The organism is Polaribacter haliotis, assembly GCF_014784055.1.
GTDB classification, from domain to species: Bacteria; Bacteroidota; Bacteroidia; order Flavobacteriales; family Flavobacteriaceae; genus Polaribacter; species Polaribacter haliotis.
This window is the reverse complement of the sequence record NZ_CP061813.1, coordinates 1968852-1986918: the sequence shown is the minus strand read 5'-3', so window position 1 is coordinate 1986918 and position 18067 is coordinate 1968852. Positions and strand designations below refer to the sequence as shown.

The 18067-nt window shown below is 29.7% G+C and carries 14 protein-coding genes; 5 read left to right on the top strand and 9 right to left on the bottom strand.

The window, feature by feature from the left end; all coding sequences use genetic code 11:
• The first annotated feature begins 13 nt into the window (after positions 1-13).
• Positions 14-742 carry a phosphatase PAP2 family protein gene (locus H9I45_RS08450; protein WP_088355418.1) on the top strand — a complete coding sequence of 243 codons (729 nt, stop codon included), beginning with the start codon at positions 14-16 and terminating at the stop codon, positions 740-742.
• Between the two features lie 34 nt (positions 743-776).
• Here H9I45_RS08450 and H9I45_RS08445 read toward each other — a convergent pair whose 3' ends face one another.
• Together H9I45_RS08445 and H9I45_RS08440 are read right to left on the bottom strand one after the other, a co-directional pair.
• A complete protein-coding gene (locus H9I45_RS08445) occupies positions 777-1022 on the bottom strand; it encodes a hypothetical protein (RefSeq protein ID WP_088355452.1) in 246 nt (81 codons plus the stop codon).
• Between the two features lie 26 nt (positions 1023-1048).
• Positions 1049-3019, bottom strand: coding sequence for a putative porin (locus H9I45_RS08440; RefSeq protein WP_088355419.1), 1971 nt, complete (start codon positions 3017-3019; stop codon positions 1049-1051).
• Between the two features lie 125 nt (positions 3020-3144).
• Here H9I45_RS08440 and rnhB point away from each other — a divergent pair, with 125 nt between their 5' ends.
• Positions 3145-3744 (top strand): ribonuclease HII, encoded by a 600-nt coding sequence (gene rnhB / locus H9I45_RS08435; protein WP_088355420.1) that lies wholly within the window; start codon positions 3145-3147, stop codon positions 3742-3744.
• Positions 3745-3940: 196 nt separating this feature from the next.
• A complete protein-coding gene (locus H9I45_RS08430) occupies positions 3941-4993 on the top strand; it encodes a nucleoid-associated protein (protein ID WP_088355421.1) in 1053 nt (350 codons plus the stop codon).
• A gap of 83 nt (positions 4994-5076) precedes the next feature.
• Here H9I45_RS08430 and lipB read toward each other — a convergent pair whose 3' ends face one another.
• Complete coding sequence (gene lipB / locus H9I45_RS08425; protein ID WP_088355422.1) at positions 5077-5781, bottom strand: lipoyl(octanoyl) transferase LipB; 705 nt, start codon at positions 5779-5781, stop codon at positions 5077-5079.
• A 73-nt stretch (positions 5782-5854) separates the two neighbouring features.
• Between lipB and H9I45_RS08420 the strand changes: the two genes are divergently transcribed.
• Positions 5855-9154, top strand: coding sequence for a zinc-dependent metalloprotease (locus tag H9I45_RS08420; protein WP_088355423.1), 3300 nt, complete (start codon positions 5855-5857; stop codon positions 9152-9154).
• A gap of 73 nt (positions 9155-9227) precedes the next feature.
• Here H9I45_RS08420 and pruA read toward each other — a convergent pair whose 3' ends face one another.
• Complete coding sequence (gene pruA, locus H9I45_RS08415; protein ID WP_088355424.1) at positions 9228-10853, bottom strand: L-glutamate gamma-semialdehyde dehydrogenase; 1626 nt, start codon at positions 10851-10853, stop codon at positions 9228-9230.
• A gap of 106 nt (positions 10854-10959) precedes the next feature.
• Between pruA and H9I45_RS08410 the strand changes: the two genes are divergently transcribed.
• Positions 10960-11640, top strand: coding sequence for an NRDE family protein (locus H9I45_RS08410; RefSeq protein ID WP_088355425.1), 681 nt, complete (start codon positions 10960-10962; stop codon positions 11638-11640).
• Positions 11641-11687: 47 nt separating this feature from the next.
• On the opposite strand, the gene H9I45_RS16325 is transcribed toward H9I45_RS08410, so the two are convergent.
• From H9I45_RS16325 to H9I45_RS08385, 5 genes are all read right to left on the bottom strand, one after another.
• The gene (locus H9I45_RS16325; RefSeq protein WP_228454814.1) at positions 11688-12365 is read right to left on the bottom strand and encodes a hypothetical protein; all 678 of its coding nucleotides are present in this window, start codon (positions 12363-12365) and stop codon (positions 11688-11690) included.
• 455 nt (positions 12366-12820) lie between these two features.
• A complete protein-coding gene (gene apaG, locus H9I45_RS08400) occupies positions 12821-13207 on the bottom strand; it encodes a Co2+/Mg2+ efflux facilitator ApaG/CorD (RefSeq protein ID WP_088355426.1) in 387 nt (128 codons plus the stop codon).
• 143 nt (positions 13208-13350) lie between these two features.
• Positions 13351-13770: a hypothetical protein gene (locus tag H9I45_RS08395; RefSeq protein ID WP_088355427.1), complete on the bottom strand. Its 420-nt coding sequence runs from the start codon at positions 13768-13770 to the stop codon at positions 13351-13353.
• Between the two features lies 1 nt (position 13771).
• Positions 13772-16411, bottom strand: a complete 2640-nt coding sequence (locus H9I45_RS08390; protein WP_088355428.1) for a T9SS type A sorting domain-containing protein — start codon at positions 16409-16411, stop codon at positions 13772-13774.
• A 98-nt stretch (positions 16412-16509) separates the two neighbouring features.
• A complete protein-coding gene (locus tag H9I45_RS08385; RefSeq protein ID WP_088355429.1) occupies positions 16510-17961 on the bottom strand; it encodes a tetratricopeptide repeat protein in 1452 nt (483 codons plus the stop codon).
• Between the last annotated feature and the right edge of the window lie 106 nt (positions 17962-18067).

The window sequence follows — 18067 nt, the reverse complement described above, 5'->3', positions numbered from 1 at the left end:
TCAGAATTAAATTATGCAAAAAGAGATTATACTTGTAATTGATAAGTCTAGAGAATTTTTATCTAAAAAACTCACAAAATACGACGAAAAATTACCTTATGCCATTACAGTTTTAATTGCTTTAATTATTGTTATTTCTGGAATAAAACTCTTTGTGGAACTTACGGAAAGTCTACAAACAGAATTATTAGGAACATTTGATTCGAAAATTACGGAGTATATAATTTCTTTTAGAAATCCGGCTCTAACAAACTATTTTTCTTTTGTAACAGAAGTGGGAGATGCTTTAGGGTATTTGGTAGTTTTCTCTTTATGTTCAATATTATTTTATCTAATCTTTAAAAGATGGAAATATGCAGGACAATTGACTTTAATATTACTTTTAGCTTTAAGTTCTAACGTAATTTTAAAGCAAATAATTAATAGAGCAAGACCAACTTTAGAGCATTTAGTAACTGTAAAAACTTTAAGTTATCCAAGTGGACATGCAATGACAGCTATGGCTTTTTATGGATTTCTAATCTATTTAGTTGCTACATTTAATATGCGTAAATTCTTCAAATTCGGAATTATTACACTTTTAGTTCTATTGATTTTAAGCATTGGAGTCAGTAGAATTTATTTAGGTGTACATTTCCCTTCAGATATTTTAGGAGGGTTTATTGCAGGTTTTGTTTGGGTAATTTTCTGTGTTCTATTATTGAATCTTTTGAAAGTTTTTAAAACGGATCCCAAAACATAATTTTAAGGCAGATACATTTCAATTTTAATAAATTTTATTTTTTAGCTTTAGAAGAAAAGAGATTTAAAATAATTGAAATCAGTAATAAAACCCAAGGAGTTCCATGAAGTAGAACATCAAACCAATCTGCGGAATTCATTCCATTTTCAGAAGAAAAAGCATTTCCACCTAAAGCCCATTGAATTTTCCCCCAAATATGTGGCGGATTAAAAGGAGCCAAACCTAAAGTTAAACTAGCCAAGAGAAAAACTTTCCAATTATTTTTAAGTTGATTTTTCATAATTAAGAAGTTTAAAGTTTTTTGTATTAAATAAACCAATTCCAAACCAATCCAAAACGTATAACAAAATCTCTGTAAGGATAATTTGGTGCAGAAAAATAATTCTTTTTAGAAAAACTAGAAGTCGCATTGTCAATCTTTAGATACAAGCGAGTTCTTCGAACTTGTGCATTAAAGAAAACATCGAAAGTTGGGAAACCTATTTGCTCATCATTCTGTATTCTAAATTCCGATAATAATGGATCGTAAGCATTTACATTATACTTTGTAAAATATTTAAACGTAACTCCAATATTTACCAACATTGGCTTTCCTTTAAACCAATAATCTGTATAGTAAAGTGTATTTCTTGTTACAAAATCTGGAACTCTAAAAACAGAACTTCCACTACTAACATTTTGGTACATTAACGTATTATTTAGAGCAAACTTTTTGTAGGTAAACTCTCGACTTGCTTTAACTTTTAAATAAGTAATTTGTCCAGAAAATTGTTGAGGTTGACTATCTTCATCAAAATAAGTATAATTATCTATATTGGTAAAGTTCAACGAAGCATTTAGCCATTTAGAAGCAAAGTCAAAACCTAAATCTCTAGTATTTACATTACTAAAATTACCATTTTGCCAATTGTAATCGTCATATTCACTTTGGTGTAAAAGAGTATTAAAATTTGGCGATTTAGAGCTAATTAATAAAGTTCCTTTTGCACTAAAAACACTGTCTTTAGCATACACAGCTTCACCTTTTAAGTAATTGCCAGAAAGTCTTCCAGAGCCTGGAGTTACAGAAGCATCTGCATTCAATTGAAAGTTTTTAATTTTAGCATTCCAATCTGCACCAAAAGAAATTGCTTTTCCCTCTAATTTTAATTTATTGATATTACTTTTACTATTTAAAATAGTATCGTAAGCGTAAGAATAATGCGTAATATTTGTTTTTGCTTTAAACTTTCCTAAAACGTATTTAGAGTTGAATTCTAAATTTAGTTCATTGTTCGTTATTTTATTTGTAACCTCCGAATTTCTTGGTAAAGAGGAATTCTGTGCTCCAAAAAAATCTGGAGTAAGTGAAGCCTGAATAAAATCGTAGGTTTTATTTTCATTATTAAAAATATGACCAATTTTTAAATTGCTAAAGTCTTTGTTGTTAACAGTATCTTTACTGGAGAGTAATTTATAACTGTGTTCTAAATACACTCTATTTCCATCAAATTTTGTTTCTGTAGCATCTAAATTTACATCTAATCTAGCTCTGTTTTCGAAATTAGGATCTTCATTTTTAAAATTTTCTAATGATTCTGCAGTCAAACCACCACTTTCTTGATGGAAAAAATCTTGCGTAGTTAAATGTCCACGAATTTGATATTGGTTTTCTTTTGTTCTGTAATGAAAAGCACCTCTAAAATTCCCATTACTAACCAAAGCCTGTCTATAAGACCCCAAAGATCTAATACCTTTGTAGGAAAGAGAAACGTTTAATCTTCTAGAAAAATTTAGTGTAAATAAAGCATCCAAAACCTGCCCTTGTTCCAAACCAGTTCTGTATAAAATCTCTGTAGTTGGAGTAGGAACTTCGTAATATTCAATATCTTCAACCTCTAAATAACTAACTTGTTTAGCAGTAAAACCAATATCTGGTAGTCTATTAATGGCATTAAAACGATAGCCTAAATTGTTTAAAGTTTGTCCTTGATTATGAAAAGGTAAAAATTCGAAAAGATCTTTTCTTAAAAAATTAAACTTGTATTCTTTTTTAATATTTAAAGTAGTGTCTATATAAGTGGTATCTCCTTTATGAGAGAAAATTTTATAATCTGTATATTTTGTTTTGCCAGAAAGCGTAACATTAATTTCTCCAGTGTTTAAAGAATCTCTACTATTAAAAGAACCATTATCATTTTGCCCAACACGTAACTCTGTTCCCAAAGTTCTTTGAGAAAAAAGAGAATTGATTGATAATAAAAGACTAATAAAAAAGAAAAATGCTTGTTTATTCATACAAAAAATGTGCAACAACAAATGTAAAATAATAAAACGAAAATAATAGCCAATAATTACTTCGAAAACTGTTAATTATTTTCTTCAGTTGAATCTAAAAGAGAAAGATTTCTTTTCTTTGTAAAATGTTGAAACTAAATTACAGTGGTTTTCCTTTAGAAGCTGGTACAGATGAAGCAGGTAGAGGTTGTTTATCTGGTCCAGTTGTAGCTGCAGCAGTAATTTTACCAGAAAATTTTTCACATCCTTTTTTAAACGATTCTAAACAATTATCAGAAAAAAAAAGAGACGAAATAAGAATTATTATCGAAGAAAGTGCACTTGCTTTTGCAGTTTCCTTTGTTTGGCAACAAGAAGTGGACGAAATTAATGTGTTGCAAGCCTCTATTACAGGAATGCATCGTTCCATAGAAGCATTAAAAATAACACCAGAATTTATTATTGTAGATGGTAATAAGTTTAGAAATTACAAAGATATTCCACACGAAACCATTGTAAAAGGCGATGCAAAATACCTAAGTATTGCAGCAGCTTCTGTCTTGGCGAAAACATATAGAGACGAATATATGGCTAAAATTCATCAAGAATTTCCAATGTACAATTGGGAAAAAAATAAAGGTTATCCTACTAAAGAACATAGAAATGCAATTAGAGAATTTGGCGCCACAGATTACCACAGAAAAACGTTTAAATTGTTACCAGAACAACTAAAGTTAAAGCTTTAAAATTAAGAAAAGGTTTTTTATTTGCAGCTATTTCCTGCTTTCACTACTCGCTTTTTTTGTTGAAAAAACAAAAAAGAGCTCAAACAAGCCGTTCAATCAGGGCTAAACTTTTTTATGAACTTTTAGCGTTTTAATTTTAGAAACTAATTCGTTTATTTAAAAACTTCAACTATTTTTACGCTCTCAATTTTACAAGATGATTAAAAAAACACGCGCAGAAATTACCAAATGTATTCTTCATAAAGTAGCAAATAAATTTAATAGTGGTCAGAATGCTTTTTCTGAAGATTTAATTCGTTTCGATCAAGAAAGCTACGATTTAATGAAAAACTTTCTGTTAAAACCATTTGGAAGTTTAACGCAAAGTTATCGTTTTACAAATCATGCAGATGTACGCTTAAACGAACTAAATAATTACGCATCAGAAGTATTTAAGGAAGAAGCTTCTTTTGTAGAACATTCTAAAAACATTGTAAACCATTTATTTGAACAATCGAATTCCGCACAAATAAAAACAGGAGACGTACTTGTTGTTTTTATAGAAGGAATAGAATATAAAGATGTTTTAACAGAAGCAGTGGGTGTTTTTAAAATTGAGAATAAAGTAGATTTCTTTCAAACATATTTAGATGATAATGAAAGTTTCGATGTTGTCGTTCAGAAAGGAATTTCAACAAAAAGATTAGACAAAGGATGTTTAATTCTAAATACATCAGACGCAGAAGGAACTGTAGTTTTTTCTGTAGATAATAACAATTACGATGCACAATATTGGGTTAAAAACTTCTTAAGTGTAAAATTGGCAGACGATTATAATTCGCACACACAGAGTTATTTAGAAATGTGTAAAGAATTTTCGGAGGAAGTAATTAAGCCAGAATTAGGTATGCAACAGCAAGGAAACTTCTTAGCAAATACAGTCGATTATTTTAAAGAAAACGAATCTGTAGATTATGCTACTTTTAAAGACGAAGTTTTTACAGACGAAAAACACAAAGAACAGTTCGACGATTATAAAAAGCACTTCGAAAACTTAAACGATGTGTTAATTCGTAATAATTTCGATGTTTCTGGAGTTGTTTTAAAGAAAGAAAAAAGTAAACTAAAAACCGAAATAAAACTCGATACAAACATTGTTATTAAATTAGATGTAGATGCACCAGAAGCGGCTTCAGAATATTTAGAAAGAGGTTATGATGAAGAGAAAAAAATGAAGTATTACAAAGTGTACTTTAACGAAGAGAAATAGTTTTAGAGCTACAAATTATATAAAAAAAGCTCAACAAAATTTTTAAATTTTGTTGAGCTTTTTTTGTATAAAAACTTGAGCTTTTATTTTATTATAAATTCTTCAACTTCAAATAAAGCTTTAAAATGCTTTAATATTTTCTCTTTTATTTCATCTAAGTCTAATTTCTTACCCAATTCAGCTTCCATAGAAGCCACTGCTTTTCCACGAATTCCACAAGGAATAATATTATCGAAATAACCTAAATTGGTGTTTACATTTAATGCAAAACCATGCATAGTTACCCAACGTGAAGAACGAATTCCCATCGCACAAATTTTACGAGCAAAAGGCGTTCCAACATCTAACCATACACCAGTTTCTCCACTGCTTCTTTCACCTTTTAAACCATACTCTGCAATTGTTAGAATTATCGTTTCTTCTAATAAACGAAGATATTTATGAATATCAGTAAAGAAATTTTCTAAATCTAAAATAGGATATCCAACAACTTGTCCAGGTCCATGATAGGTAATGTCTCCACCTCTGTTAATTTTATAAAAAGTAGCTCCCTTTTCTTCAAGTTGCTTTTCATTTAATAATAAATTACTTAAATCGCCACTTTTTCCTAAAGTATAAACGTGTGGATGTTCCACAAAAAGAAAGTGATTTTCTGTAGTTTCTGAAAGGTTTTTTCTTCGATTATTAATTTTAACATCTACAATTTCTTGAAGCAGTTCTGTTTGATAATCCCAAGTTTCCTTGTAATCTCTTCTTTTTAGGTCTTTTAAAAGTATGTTTCTATTCATAATTGCGACTACAAAGATAAATAATTGATTATATTTGATGTTACATAAGTAACAGAATAACTAAAATTACTTTATGAAAAAAAATACTTTCATACTCTTGTTTTGTTTTTCGTCCATCGCTTTTTTTGGACAAGAGAAACAATGGTCGAAAATAACCGACAATGTAGAAGAAATTTCTAAGAAAAATTTAATGATTAGAAATGATATGCCTAAAGAATATCAACTTTATTCATTAAAAACACAGAATTTTAATAATAAAATAAGATCTGTAAAAAGTTCTAAGAAAGAAACTATAGAAGTTCCAACAAGAAATGGTTTAAAGAAATTTTATATAGAGGAAACTTCGAATTTAAATAAAGAATTGGCTTCGAAATACAATAACATTGTGTCTTACTCTGGAGTTCAAGTAGATAATTCTTCCATAAAATTAAAGTTTTCTAAGGGCTTAGATGGTTTTCATTTTTCTATTTACGAACCTGGAAAAAATACTTTTTATGTAGATTCTTATACAAAAGATAATAAAAAGTTAATTGCATACAATAGAAAAGATTTAATTAAAGAAGCAAAAGATTTTACATGTCAAGTAAAGGAGTTTAATAAGGCTGTGCCTGTTTTTCAATCTAAAAATGCAAACGATGGTTTGTTAAGAACTTATAGATTGGCATTGGCTTGTACAGGAGAATACGCACAGTTTCATTTAAATCGTTTAGGAATTTCTTCAGCAGCTACAGAACAATCTAAAAAAGCAGCAGTTTTATCTGCAATGAATACAACACTTACTAGAATTAATGGAATTTTCGAAAGAGATTTATCTGTAAGAATGGAAATTGTCGCAAATAACGATGCTATTATTTTTTTAGATGCAAATACAGATAATTTAACGAATAATAATACAGGAGAACTTATAAAAGAAAGTCAAACTGTCTGCGATAGTAATATTGGAAGTGCAAATTACGATATTGGACACACTTTTAGTACTGGTGCAGGAGGTTTTGCAGGAGGTGGAGTTGTTTGTAAAACAGGTCAAAAAGCTTCTGGAGTTACAGGAATTTCACAACCATTTGGAGATGAGTTTGATATTGATTTTGTAGCACATGAGTTTGGTCATCAATTTGGAGCAAATCATACTTTTAATGGAACGAGTTCTAATTGCGAAGGAGGTAATAGAAATGACTTTACAGCTGTAGAACCTGGGAGTGGATCTACAATTATGGGATATGCAGGAATTTGTGCTCCGCAAAATATTCAAAACGATAGTGACGATCATTTTCATTCTGTTAGTATAGATGAAATGTGGAATATTATTACCACTTCAGCAAATTGTGCAGTAGCAACACCAACAGGTAATACTGCTCCAAGTGCAAATGCTGGTTTCGATTATTCCATACCAAAATCTACACCATTTATTTTAAGAGGAGTTGGTGCAGATGTAGATGCAGGAACAACATTAAGTTATAGTTGGGAACAAATAGACAATGAAGTTGGTACTGGTGTTGCAGTTCCACCATCTTCTACAAATACTGGAGGAGCCGTTTTTAGATCTTTACCTATTTCGTTTTCACCAAATAGATACATGCCTGCTTTACCAACTGTACTCTCTGGAAGTACAGAATCTACTTGGGAAGTGGTTCCTTCTGTTGCTAGAGACTTAAATTTTTCTTTAGTGGTAAGAGATAATAATTCAGGTGGAGGAAGTAGTGCAAGAGACGATATGAGAGTTACAGTTACAGATGCAGAAGCATTTACAGTTTCTGCACCTAATACAGCTGTTGTTTGGGATACTGGTTCTACACAAACTATAACTTGGAATAAAGGAACTACAGATTTAGCTCCAATTAATTGTGTAAATGTAAATATTAAATTATCTATAAATGGAGGATTAACATACCCAATTACTTTAAAAAGTAATACACCTAATGATGGTTCAGAAGAAATTATAATTCCTAACAATGCAACCTCATCTGCAAGAATTTTGGTAGAGGCTGTCGATAATATTTTTTACAACGTAAATGTATCAAACTTTACAATTAATTCTACAACGCCTACATTTTTACTTACAGATGAAAGTGGAACCCAGTTTGTTTGTAATTCAGGTGGAAACAGTGCAGAATATAGTTTAGATTTAGATTTTTTAAATGGTTTTTCGGAAAATGTAACTTTTTCAACCACAGGTCAACCTTCAGGTACAAATGTTTCTTTTAGTCCAACTTCTATAAATTCGGATGGAAAAGTAACAATGACAATTTCTAATTTAGATGGAAAAACTGCACAATCTTATACTATAAATGTAGTAGCCTCTGCAAATACAGTAACACAAAATTTAGATAGTCAATTAGTTGTTACACAGGCAGGTTTCAGTGCATTAACGTTAGTTTCGCCTTCTAATGGAGCTACAAACGTACCAGTTTCTCAGGAGTTAACTTGGGTTGTAGACGAAAATGCAGTTTCGTACGATATTGAGATTGCAACAGATAACGGTTTTTCGAATATTGTAGCGAGTGCAAATACTTCAAAAAACAGCTATAGACCCAATAACTTAACTTCAAACATTACTTACTACTGGAGAGTAAAACCGAAAAATAGTTGTGGAGAAGGTGCTTTTTCAAATGTATTTAGTTTTAGTACAGAATTATGTTCAGTTTGTCCTTCAGTAGGAAATACGACTTATGATACAAGTACAACCTTGGTAAAGTTTAATACTATAAACAATACTACTCTTGTAAAAACTTCTGGTTATAGCGATTTTACTGGAATGAGTACTACTGTAGAAGTGAATACTTCTTACGATTTAACAGTAAACACAAATACTGCAGACGATTCTGAAGATTTTTATTCTACAAAAACTTTAGTATGGATAGATTGGAACCAAAACTGCGATTTTACAGATGCTGGAGAACAATACGATTTAGGAACTACAACATCAAGTACAAATGGAACTACATCGTTAAGTCCTTTGTCTATTACTGTGCCTTCTGGTGCTAATTTAGGAAGTACTATTATGAGGATTTCTACAAAATATACAGGAGATGGAAACCCAAGTTCTTGTGAAATGGGAGCAGATGGAGAAGTAGAAGATTATACGATTATTGTAGATAGTGTTGCTTCGATTCCTAATAATGTATTTAATGATTTTAATTTATATCCAAATCCATCTACAGGAATTATAAACCTAAGGTTCGATATCGAAGATTCTGGCCAAGTATCTGTTCAATTATTTGATATTAGAGGAAGATTAATAGATCAAAAAAACTTTAATAATAAAACAAATAGGTTTTCGGAAAAAATTTCTTTCGAAAATGCTTCTAAAGGTTTGTATTTATTAAAAATTACAAACGGTTCTAAGTACACAACTAAAAAGTTGATACTTAAATAATTTTTTAAAAAAAAGTAGAAAAAAAACCTCAACTATATAGTTGAGGTTTTTTTGTGATTTAGAAAACTTTATACTACCCTAAAAAAGGATATTTATAATCTGTAGGAGTTACAAACGTTTCTTTAATTAACCTAACAGAAGTCCAACGTAATAAGTTTTGCGCAGAACCAGCTTTGTCATTTGTTCCAGAAGCTCTTGCACCTCCAAAAGGTTGTTGTCCAACAACTGCACCTGTTGGTTTGTCGTTAATATAAAAGTTTCCTGCAGCATTTTCTAATGCTTTAGAAGCTTTTTCAACTATATATCTATCTGTAGAGAAAATAGCCCCTGTTAAAGCGTACTCTGTAGATTCGTCTACTAACTTTAAAGAAGCTTCCCATTCTGCATCCTCGTAAACAAAAACAGTCATAACAGGGCCAAATAATTCAGTTGTCATTGTTGCATATGTTGGAGATTTTGCTAAAATTACTGTAGGCTCAATAAAATATCCCACAGATTTATCGTGGTTTCCACCAACAATAATTTCTGCATCATTATCAGCTTTTGCTGCATCAATAAAACTTGCTATTTTATCAAAAGAACCTTCATGAATAACTGCATTTACAAAATTATTGGTATCTTCTGGAGAACCCATCTTAATTTCATTCGTTTGAGAAATTACATGTTTTTTAACTTCTGCCCATAAAGAAGCAGGAATGTAAGCTCTTGAGGCAGCAGAACATTTTTGACCTTGGTATTCGAAAGAACCTCTTACAATTGCAGTTGCAATTTGTAAAGGATTAGATGAATTGTGTGCCCAAATAAAATCTTTTCCACCAGTTTCTCCAACAATTCTTGGGTATGTTTTGTAGGTATGAATATTGTTTCCAATTTGTTTCCAAAGGTTTTTGAAAACATGGGTAGAACCTGTAAAATGTAATCCAGAAAAATCTGGAGAAGCTAAAACAGTATCAGAAATCATTACAGGATCTCCATAAACAACATTAATAACACCATCAGGTAAACCAGCCTCTTTAAATAAATCTACAATTACTTGTGCAGAATATGCTTGGTGATCAGATGGTTTCCAAACAACCACATTTCCCATTAAAGCGGCAGCTGCAGGTAAATTTGCAGCAATAGAAGTAAAATTAAAAGGAGAGATAGCATATACAAAACCTTCTAAAGGTCTATACTCAACTCTGTTCCAAATTCCAGGAGCAGATGCTGGCTGATCTTTAAAAATATCAGTCATATATTGTACATTAAATCTAAAGAAATCTATCATTTCACAAGCGGCATCAATTTCTGCTTGGTGTACATTTTTAGATTGTGCAATCATTGTAGAAGCATTCATTTTTGCTCTGTATGGACCTGCTAATAATTCTGCAGCCTTTAAGAAAATAGAAGCACGTTCCATCCAACTAACACTAGACCAAGCTTCTCTCGCAGCTAAAGCTGTAGATATTGCATCATCTACATGTTTTTTTTCTGCAGTATGATATTGTCCAACTACATGTTTATGGTCATGTGGAGGTGTAATATTTTTGGTGTTCCCTGTTCTAACTTCTTCTCCATTAATATGCATAGGCACATCAATATTGCTGTTAAACATTTCTTTATATGTTGCTAATAACTCTTCTCTTTCTGGAGATCCTGGAGCGTATCCTTTTACAGGCTCGTTAACTGCTGTTGGAACATTGAAAAATCCTCTTGCCATTTTGTAAGTTTTTAATATTAAATCTACTAATTTTGAAGTTGCAAAGTTACAATTTTATTCAAAGCGATTTCGTAACTTTAAGTATGAATATTTTAAGCCATTTTAAATGTGTACAGTTACTTATTTACCTTTAAAAAATAATAATTTTATTTTAACTTCTAATAGAGATGAAACTCCGCTAAGAAAAACGATTCCACCTAAAAAATATCGAGAAAATGGAGTGGAATTAACGTATCCAAAAGATGAATTAGCAGGAGGAACTTGGATTGGTCTAAGTGAAAAAAAGCGTTTGGTTTGTTTATTAAATGGTGGTTTTACAATTCATAAAAGAAAGAGTTTTTATAAAATGAGTAGAGGAATTATTGTGAAAAATATCCTTACAAACGATAATGCTCTTGATTATATAAAGAACTTCGATTTTACAGATATCGAGCCTTTTACATTAATTTTTGTAGATTGGAACAAGGGTTTAAATACTTACGAATTAGTTTGGGATGGTAAAATAAAACACTTCAAAAAATTACAACAAGAACCTATAATATGGTCTTCTTCTACATTATATACCGAAGAAATGAAGAAGTCAAGAAAAGAATGGTTTGCAGAATTTTTAAAAGAAAATAACGATTTTTATAAGCAAAAAATAATAGAATTTCATAAAAACGAAGATTTAGGAACTGTTGAAACTTCACCGAAAATGAGACGTCATTTAGTGGAAACTGTAAGTATTACATCTGTTAAAAAAGAAGATGAAACTGTAGAAATGACCTATTTAGATTTTATTCAATAAGTACTTTTTTACAGCTTAATACATGCGCTTATTAGAAATATTTATTTCTAATATATAGCAAATGAAATAAGGGCTATAAAAACGGTACCAATAATACTAAGAATAAAATAACAGAAATTTAAAAGTATAAATTTAAAAAACGTTTTTATATAGCCTTGGTTATAGAACTTTTTCATGGCTAGATATAAGTAAATTAAGAATAGTAGAATAGGAATCCAGAATTCTTCTATATTTATAAATAAAGAAAGTATTAGAAATATACCTAAGGTCATAAACAAAACAGTTTGTGTATGAAATGCAAATATTAAATGATCTACATAATTACACTTTCTTCGAATATAAAATAGTTTTAAAAATAGTGTAAAAAGCGGCAGAAATATAAATAATGCAACAGAGCCGTATGAAATTATTTCTTTACCAAATCTGTCTTGTTCTTCATCATCTTCAAAAACACTATGTAGGCGTTTTACTCTTTGGTATATAAATCGATTTTTAAAATTTTTCTCTAAACCTAAACTGTCTAAAGAACTGTCTATACTAAGTTTTTTATGATCTTCGTAAAAGTTTTTCATTTTACCCAAATCAAAACCAAAAACTGAAATTTTTGAAATTGCTTTCTTCTTTTTTGGAGTTTTATTAGTCTCAGACTCTTTTGCTTCTTCGTCAATTTCTTTTAAAACTTTATCTCTAGTTTTTTTAGGAATCGGAATAATAGATTCCTCCATTTTTTGATTTACAATATTCTTTATAGAGTCTATTTCTTGTTGACTTAGTTTTTTAATTTTCTTTTCATTTTTTAAACTATCTATAATTTCTGAGTTATCGCTAGTTAGTTCGTCGAAATTATGTTTCGTTTCTACTAACCCAACAATTAAAAAGAAGATTATAGAAACTGTTAAGTAAAAGCGAAAAGGATTTGTATAGCGTTCTCTTTTTCCTGCAACATAATCTTTAGTTACTTTACCAGGACTAATTAAAAGAGGTATTATAGTACGCCAAAATTTAGCGTCAAAATTAAAAAACCCATTAAAAACTTCGTGTATAAAACTTTTAAAAGTAATGCTGTTACCTTTGTTAGCTTGTCCACATTCTGGGCAAAAATTCTCCCGTCCATTAAATGGATGTCCACAATTTAAACATTCTGGATCTTTAACTCTTGCGACTTTCTTTTTAGATTTTGTTAGTTTGATAAAACAGGTGTTGTTAGTTGAAAAGTTGGTATAAATACTTTAAATTGGTCGTAATTTTCTAGGTTAATCATCGTGTAAAAACCTTTCATAGCACCCATATTAGATTCTAAGAAACATCCTGAATTATAGGTGTAAATATCATTTGGTTTTAAGGTGGGGGTTTGGCCAACAACACCTTCTCCACTTACAATTTCTATTGGATTTAAAGAGTCGTAAATTTTCCAAAAACGATCTGTAAGCTTTACAGTGTTTGGGCTTCTATTCTCGATAGTAATTTCGTACGCAAAAATATGATACAGTTTGGTGTTCCGTAAACTAGTACCATTATACTCGGTTGCTACAGAAATTTTAATTCCTTTTGTAATTTGTTGAACCATACTTAGTAAATGTAGTTTTTTTGAAGAAACCAAGCAAATTAGAAGCTATTTTATTTAAGTTTTAGGCAAAAAAAAACCTTACTAGTTAACTTTTACATTAAATAGTAAGGAGTAGAATTTCCCCCTCTACTTTTTTTTTGAAATTATTTATTGTTTGCTATTTTGCGGTTTAAATCAATTGGAGTTTCAATTGAATATTCTTTGCTATTCATTAAATATTGAAAAGTTAAAATTTCTTCATCCTTAAAATTTTCTACATCAAAAATTCTAAAACCGAAAATATAGGAACCTTCTGCATAAGAATCGCTTATTTTTGTTGAACTTAATCCAGTGGCTAGATTTTTAACATATAAAGATTTTTTAATAATAGCTCCATTTACACTCAATTCTTTAAATTGAAATCTATTTTTAGCATTAATTTTAAGAGTATAGTCGATATAATCTTTTCCATTTCGTAAACCAGAAATGTGCTTTGTTTTTAGAGCCTCAGCTATTTTTATTGCGGAACTACAACCAAATAACATCAAAGAAAATACGATAAGTATTTGTTTTAAATATTTCATATTATTTCGCTAAAACAAACTTTTTAATAGCATTAAATTCAGCATTATATAAGCGAATTAAATACACGTTATTAGCTAATTGATCTACATTTATTTCTTTGTTATTAGAAACAGTTCCTTTTTTAACTATACCCCCAACAACATTATAAATTTCGAATTTTAAAGGTTGTAAGCCCTCTTTAATAGCAATTTTTAAATTGCTGTTTTGTACTGGATTTGGATATACACTAAATTCTAAACTAGTATCAATAGAATTATTTTCTAAACTTAAAGTGCTATTTGCAACATTTACATCCCATAAACCTCTACCAAAAGTTGCAGCAACTAGTCTATCTGAAGAATAATTAATTTCGATATCTTTTACGTCTACATTTGGTAAACCTGCACCTAATTTATCCCAAGAAGTACCTCCATTTGTAGTAACGTAAACTCCAATATTTGTAGCAACAAATAATGTCTCATTTGTTTCTCCTTGTTTTAATAGAATTTTGTTAATAATTACGTTTGGTAAGTTATTAGAGATATTTGTAAAATTAGCTCCACCATCTGTAGATTTGTATACTTTTTTACCATCGACATATCCTTTTGTGGTTACATACATAGTGTTAGGGTTAGAAGCATTAAAATCTATAGATTCTATATTTACTCCTGTTCCCAAATTTTGAGCACCAGTTAAACTGGTTGGAGTAGAACCATCTGTAGGTATTTTTCTAATAATATTGTTATCGTTTATAGCTAGTATTAAAGCAGCATGAGTATTAAATTTATGTGCTGGGTTTCCAGCATCTAACATGGTACTTGTAAGTTCTGTACCATTGTCTGTAATTTTAAAAATACCTGTTGGGTTTGGGTTGTCGTCTTTATCTTTACCACCTTTATCTGCATTCATGTAAAGTATCGTTGGATTTGTTCTATCCAATTCCATGTAATGATTAAAAGAAATTCCTGCAGGGCTTAATGTGTAATCTCCATTTAATTCGTTTTTAAAACCAGCATCCGACCTTACTAATAATCCATTTTGGTTGGTTGCATATCTAATACTTGGGTTGTTATAATTTATTGCACTCTCTATACCATCACCTAATGCAACAGCGTACCAAGTTCCACCTATTTTAGAGAAACCATCGTTATCTTGATTACCTGTAACATAATCGTCTCCATTTGTAGCTGGGTTTATAGCTACAGAAAAGTGTTGTGTAACAATTGTTTTAGCTGTTTTATATTCGATGGTTGGTTTTTGATCTGTGTTAGAGGAGTAGGTTATATAGTTTAAACCTCCATCATTTGCGCTCCAAAATTTTAAAGAACCTTCTTCTAACTTTCCTAACCTGTGATGATCGGAATGGATATAATTTCCATCATCGCTACTATTTGTCCAATAACCATTTAAAGATCTATACCAATTAGCACCATTATCTGAGGAATGACCAGCGTTAAATTCACCAGAAAGCACAAAATTATTTCTTACAATTAGAGCTTGGTTGTAACCTTGTTGCGAATTATATTCTGCTGGTATAGTACCAACATTTGTAAATTTATTGGTAGCTCCATCATATTGCATAATTTGTCCACTCATATCTTGGATGTAAAACTCACCATCTTCTCCAACTGTAACTGCCTTTTTGTCGAAATTACCAGTGCTTCCATCTACGAAATTCCAATTATTATCGTCTGTATAATCGGCTGTATAGGCTGTATCAAAATAACCAGTGTACATTATTTTAGTGCCAGAAACAGCAACTCTACCCATGTTTGCGTTTCCACCTTGTGCATCGAAAACCTGATTCCAAGAAGAACCACCATCAGTAGTTTTACTAATTCCTGTTGCAGTTCCCACAAAAACAGTATTGTCATCTACAACTACTAAATCTCCTAAAAGTTTTTGATTTTCTAATGTATAAGTTAAATCTGTAGAAGCAAATGTTTCTCCACCATCTGTAGATTTTAAAACCCCTATTGATTTTACATGATCTCCATCCCAATCTCCTGTAGAAATATAAATTGGTTTTGTTGTGTAATTATTAATGTTCGTAGTGCTAGCTGTTTTAATATCTGTAACTCCAATTCCTGCAATCATATCTAGTTTTGGTGTCCAAGTTGCACCACCATCTGTAGATTTCCAGACTCCTCCATTTGGTGCACCTACAAAAAGTACATCTTTTGTTGGGTCTGTTGCATGTCTTATTCTTAAGAAAGAAGTTAATCTTCCCATTTGTGGGAAATTTGGATATCCATTTGAATCTGGCACATCGTTTGTTCCAATATTATTCCAAGGTTCTGCAGTGCTTTTTGCAGCATATTTAGACGTTTTTATTTTACCATCCTTTGTTAAAATAGCAGCACTAAAAAAAGCGGTGTTTTCATTTGGGAAAGTACCATCTGCATTTACTCTAATTCTCCAATATTCTTTCCATCTATTAAAATGTTTGTATTCTTTTAAATCGTTTATATTAGATAAGTCGTACGATTTTAACTCTTGTTTTTTTTGAGCAACAATACTAAAATAATTTGCTTTTTCTTTTTTTGCTGCAGTTGCATAATTGAATTTTGCTTTCTTCTGTGCAAATGAATTTACAACAGATAAAAGAAAAATAAAAACAACAAATAAAGTTGTGTTTTTTTGAAAAGTAATTTTTTTCATGTGATTATTGATTAGTGGTTAAAGAACAAATCTAATGTTCTAGTTTGATATTTTTTCTACTTTAGAGTACTCAAAAAGGTACTCAACCCTCTATTTTGCTACAATTTTTCTATGAAATCCGTTAAACTGATGTTTAGCTCTAAATTTATTTTTTTATTTAATCGATAAGATAAACCTTGTATACTTCTTAGTGTTCTATTTGTAATTACAGAAATTTCTTTATAGGTATGTTTCTCTTTTCTATAAAATAAAAGGAGTTTTTCGATATCGCTAAAAGGTATCTTGTAGGAATTTATTTTTTGGATAAAAGAGGGTGTTATTTCTGATACTAAATATTTATGATGTACTTCTGTATTTAAATCTTCCAGTTCGTATTTCTTATACATTTTTTGTAACTCGTCGAACTTTTTTTCTTTGAGTAGGCTTTTTACTTCGTTCTTAAAATGAATGTTATTTTGAAGTGTTTTATTATATTCTCCCTTTTTTAAAATCAGTTCCGAATTCAGTTTTTTTAGTTTTTCTTTTTGTTTTTTGTTTCGAATTATGTAAAAAAATAAAAATAAAATAAGGGCGATAAAAAATATGGATACATATATTTTATAACTAATAACACTTCTTTCTATATTTTTTTTAGTTTTATTAAAGAGTATATTTTCATCTATAATTTCTGTACTAATATTTTGTATTTCCTTTCTAATTTTATCTTCTATTGCTTGAATGGAATCTACATATTTTAGGGCAATTTCTAATTCTTTTTTGCCTTCGTAAATTTCTTTATAATTATATAGGTCATTTAAAATTTCTTCTGTTCCTAAGTATTGTTTAGAAATAACATAAGAGGTATCGTTATATTTTAAAGCAATATCGTACTCTTTTAAATTTAAGTTTAAAGTCGTGTTGTTATTATAGAAAAAGCCTTTTAAATTTTTATCAAAAGAATCGATTACAAAATTTTTATATAAATGGTTTCTAATTTCTTTAGCTTCGTTGTTTGAAAATCTAGCGTTATTCAACTCAAAAAAGATATTTAAATACTCAAACTTCTTTTCTTTAGATTTTTTAGGTAATTTGTTGTAAAAATCCCAAAACTTTGTAATAGGTGGGTTAGGTATAATTAAATCGTAATCATTTAATAGCATATTAAAACGTACTTCTTCTTCAAAAAAAGTATCTTTAGTTTCAATTGCTTTTTCTAAGGTTTCTTTAAAGTAAAAATTCCCTTTTTTATAATTTCCTATTTCCGAATATATAAGCGCTAAATTGTTTGTAATTAGAATTTTATCAGCATCATTTTTTACATGCATTCTTGCTAATTCTAAATATTTAATAGCTAAGACTGGTTTATTTAGCATAAAAAGATCGATTCCCTTGTAAAGAAGCAATTTTGGATATTCTTCAATATTTGGGCAAGCTTTTATAGCTTTATCGTAATAAGGACTATTTATGACACTATTTTTATAGTCTTCTGTTGCTTTTTTATAGTATTCCTTAAAATTAATTTGAGGATTGGCTATAAAAAATACATATAGGTATAGGTAAAATATTTTCATTAAAAAGTATAAAAATAGAGGGGTAATCTATTTTTAAGAGTTAGGTTCGTTAGTTTTTAAAATGTTAAAAAGTGTTAAAAATAGGTTTTAAAAACTTAAAAAACAA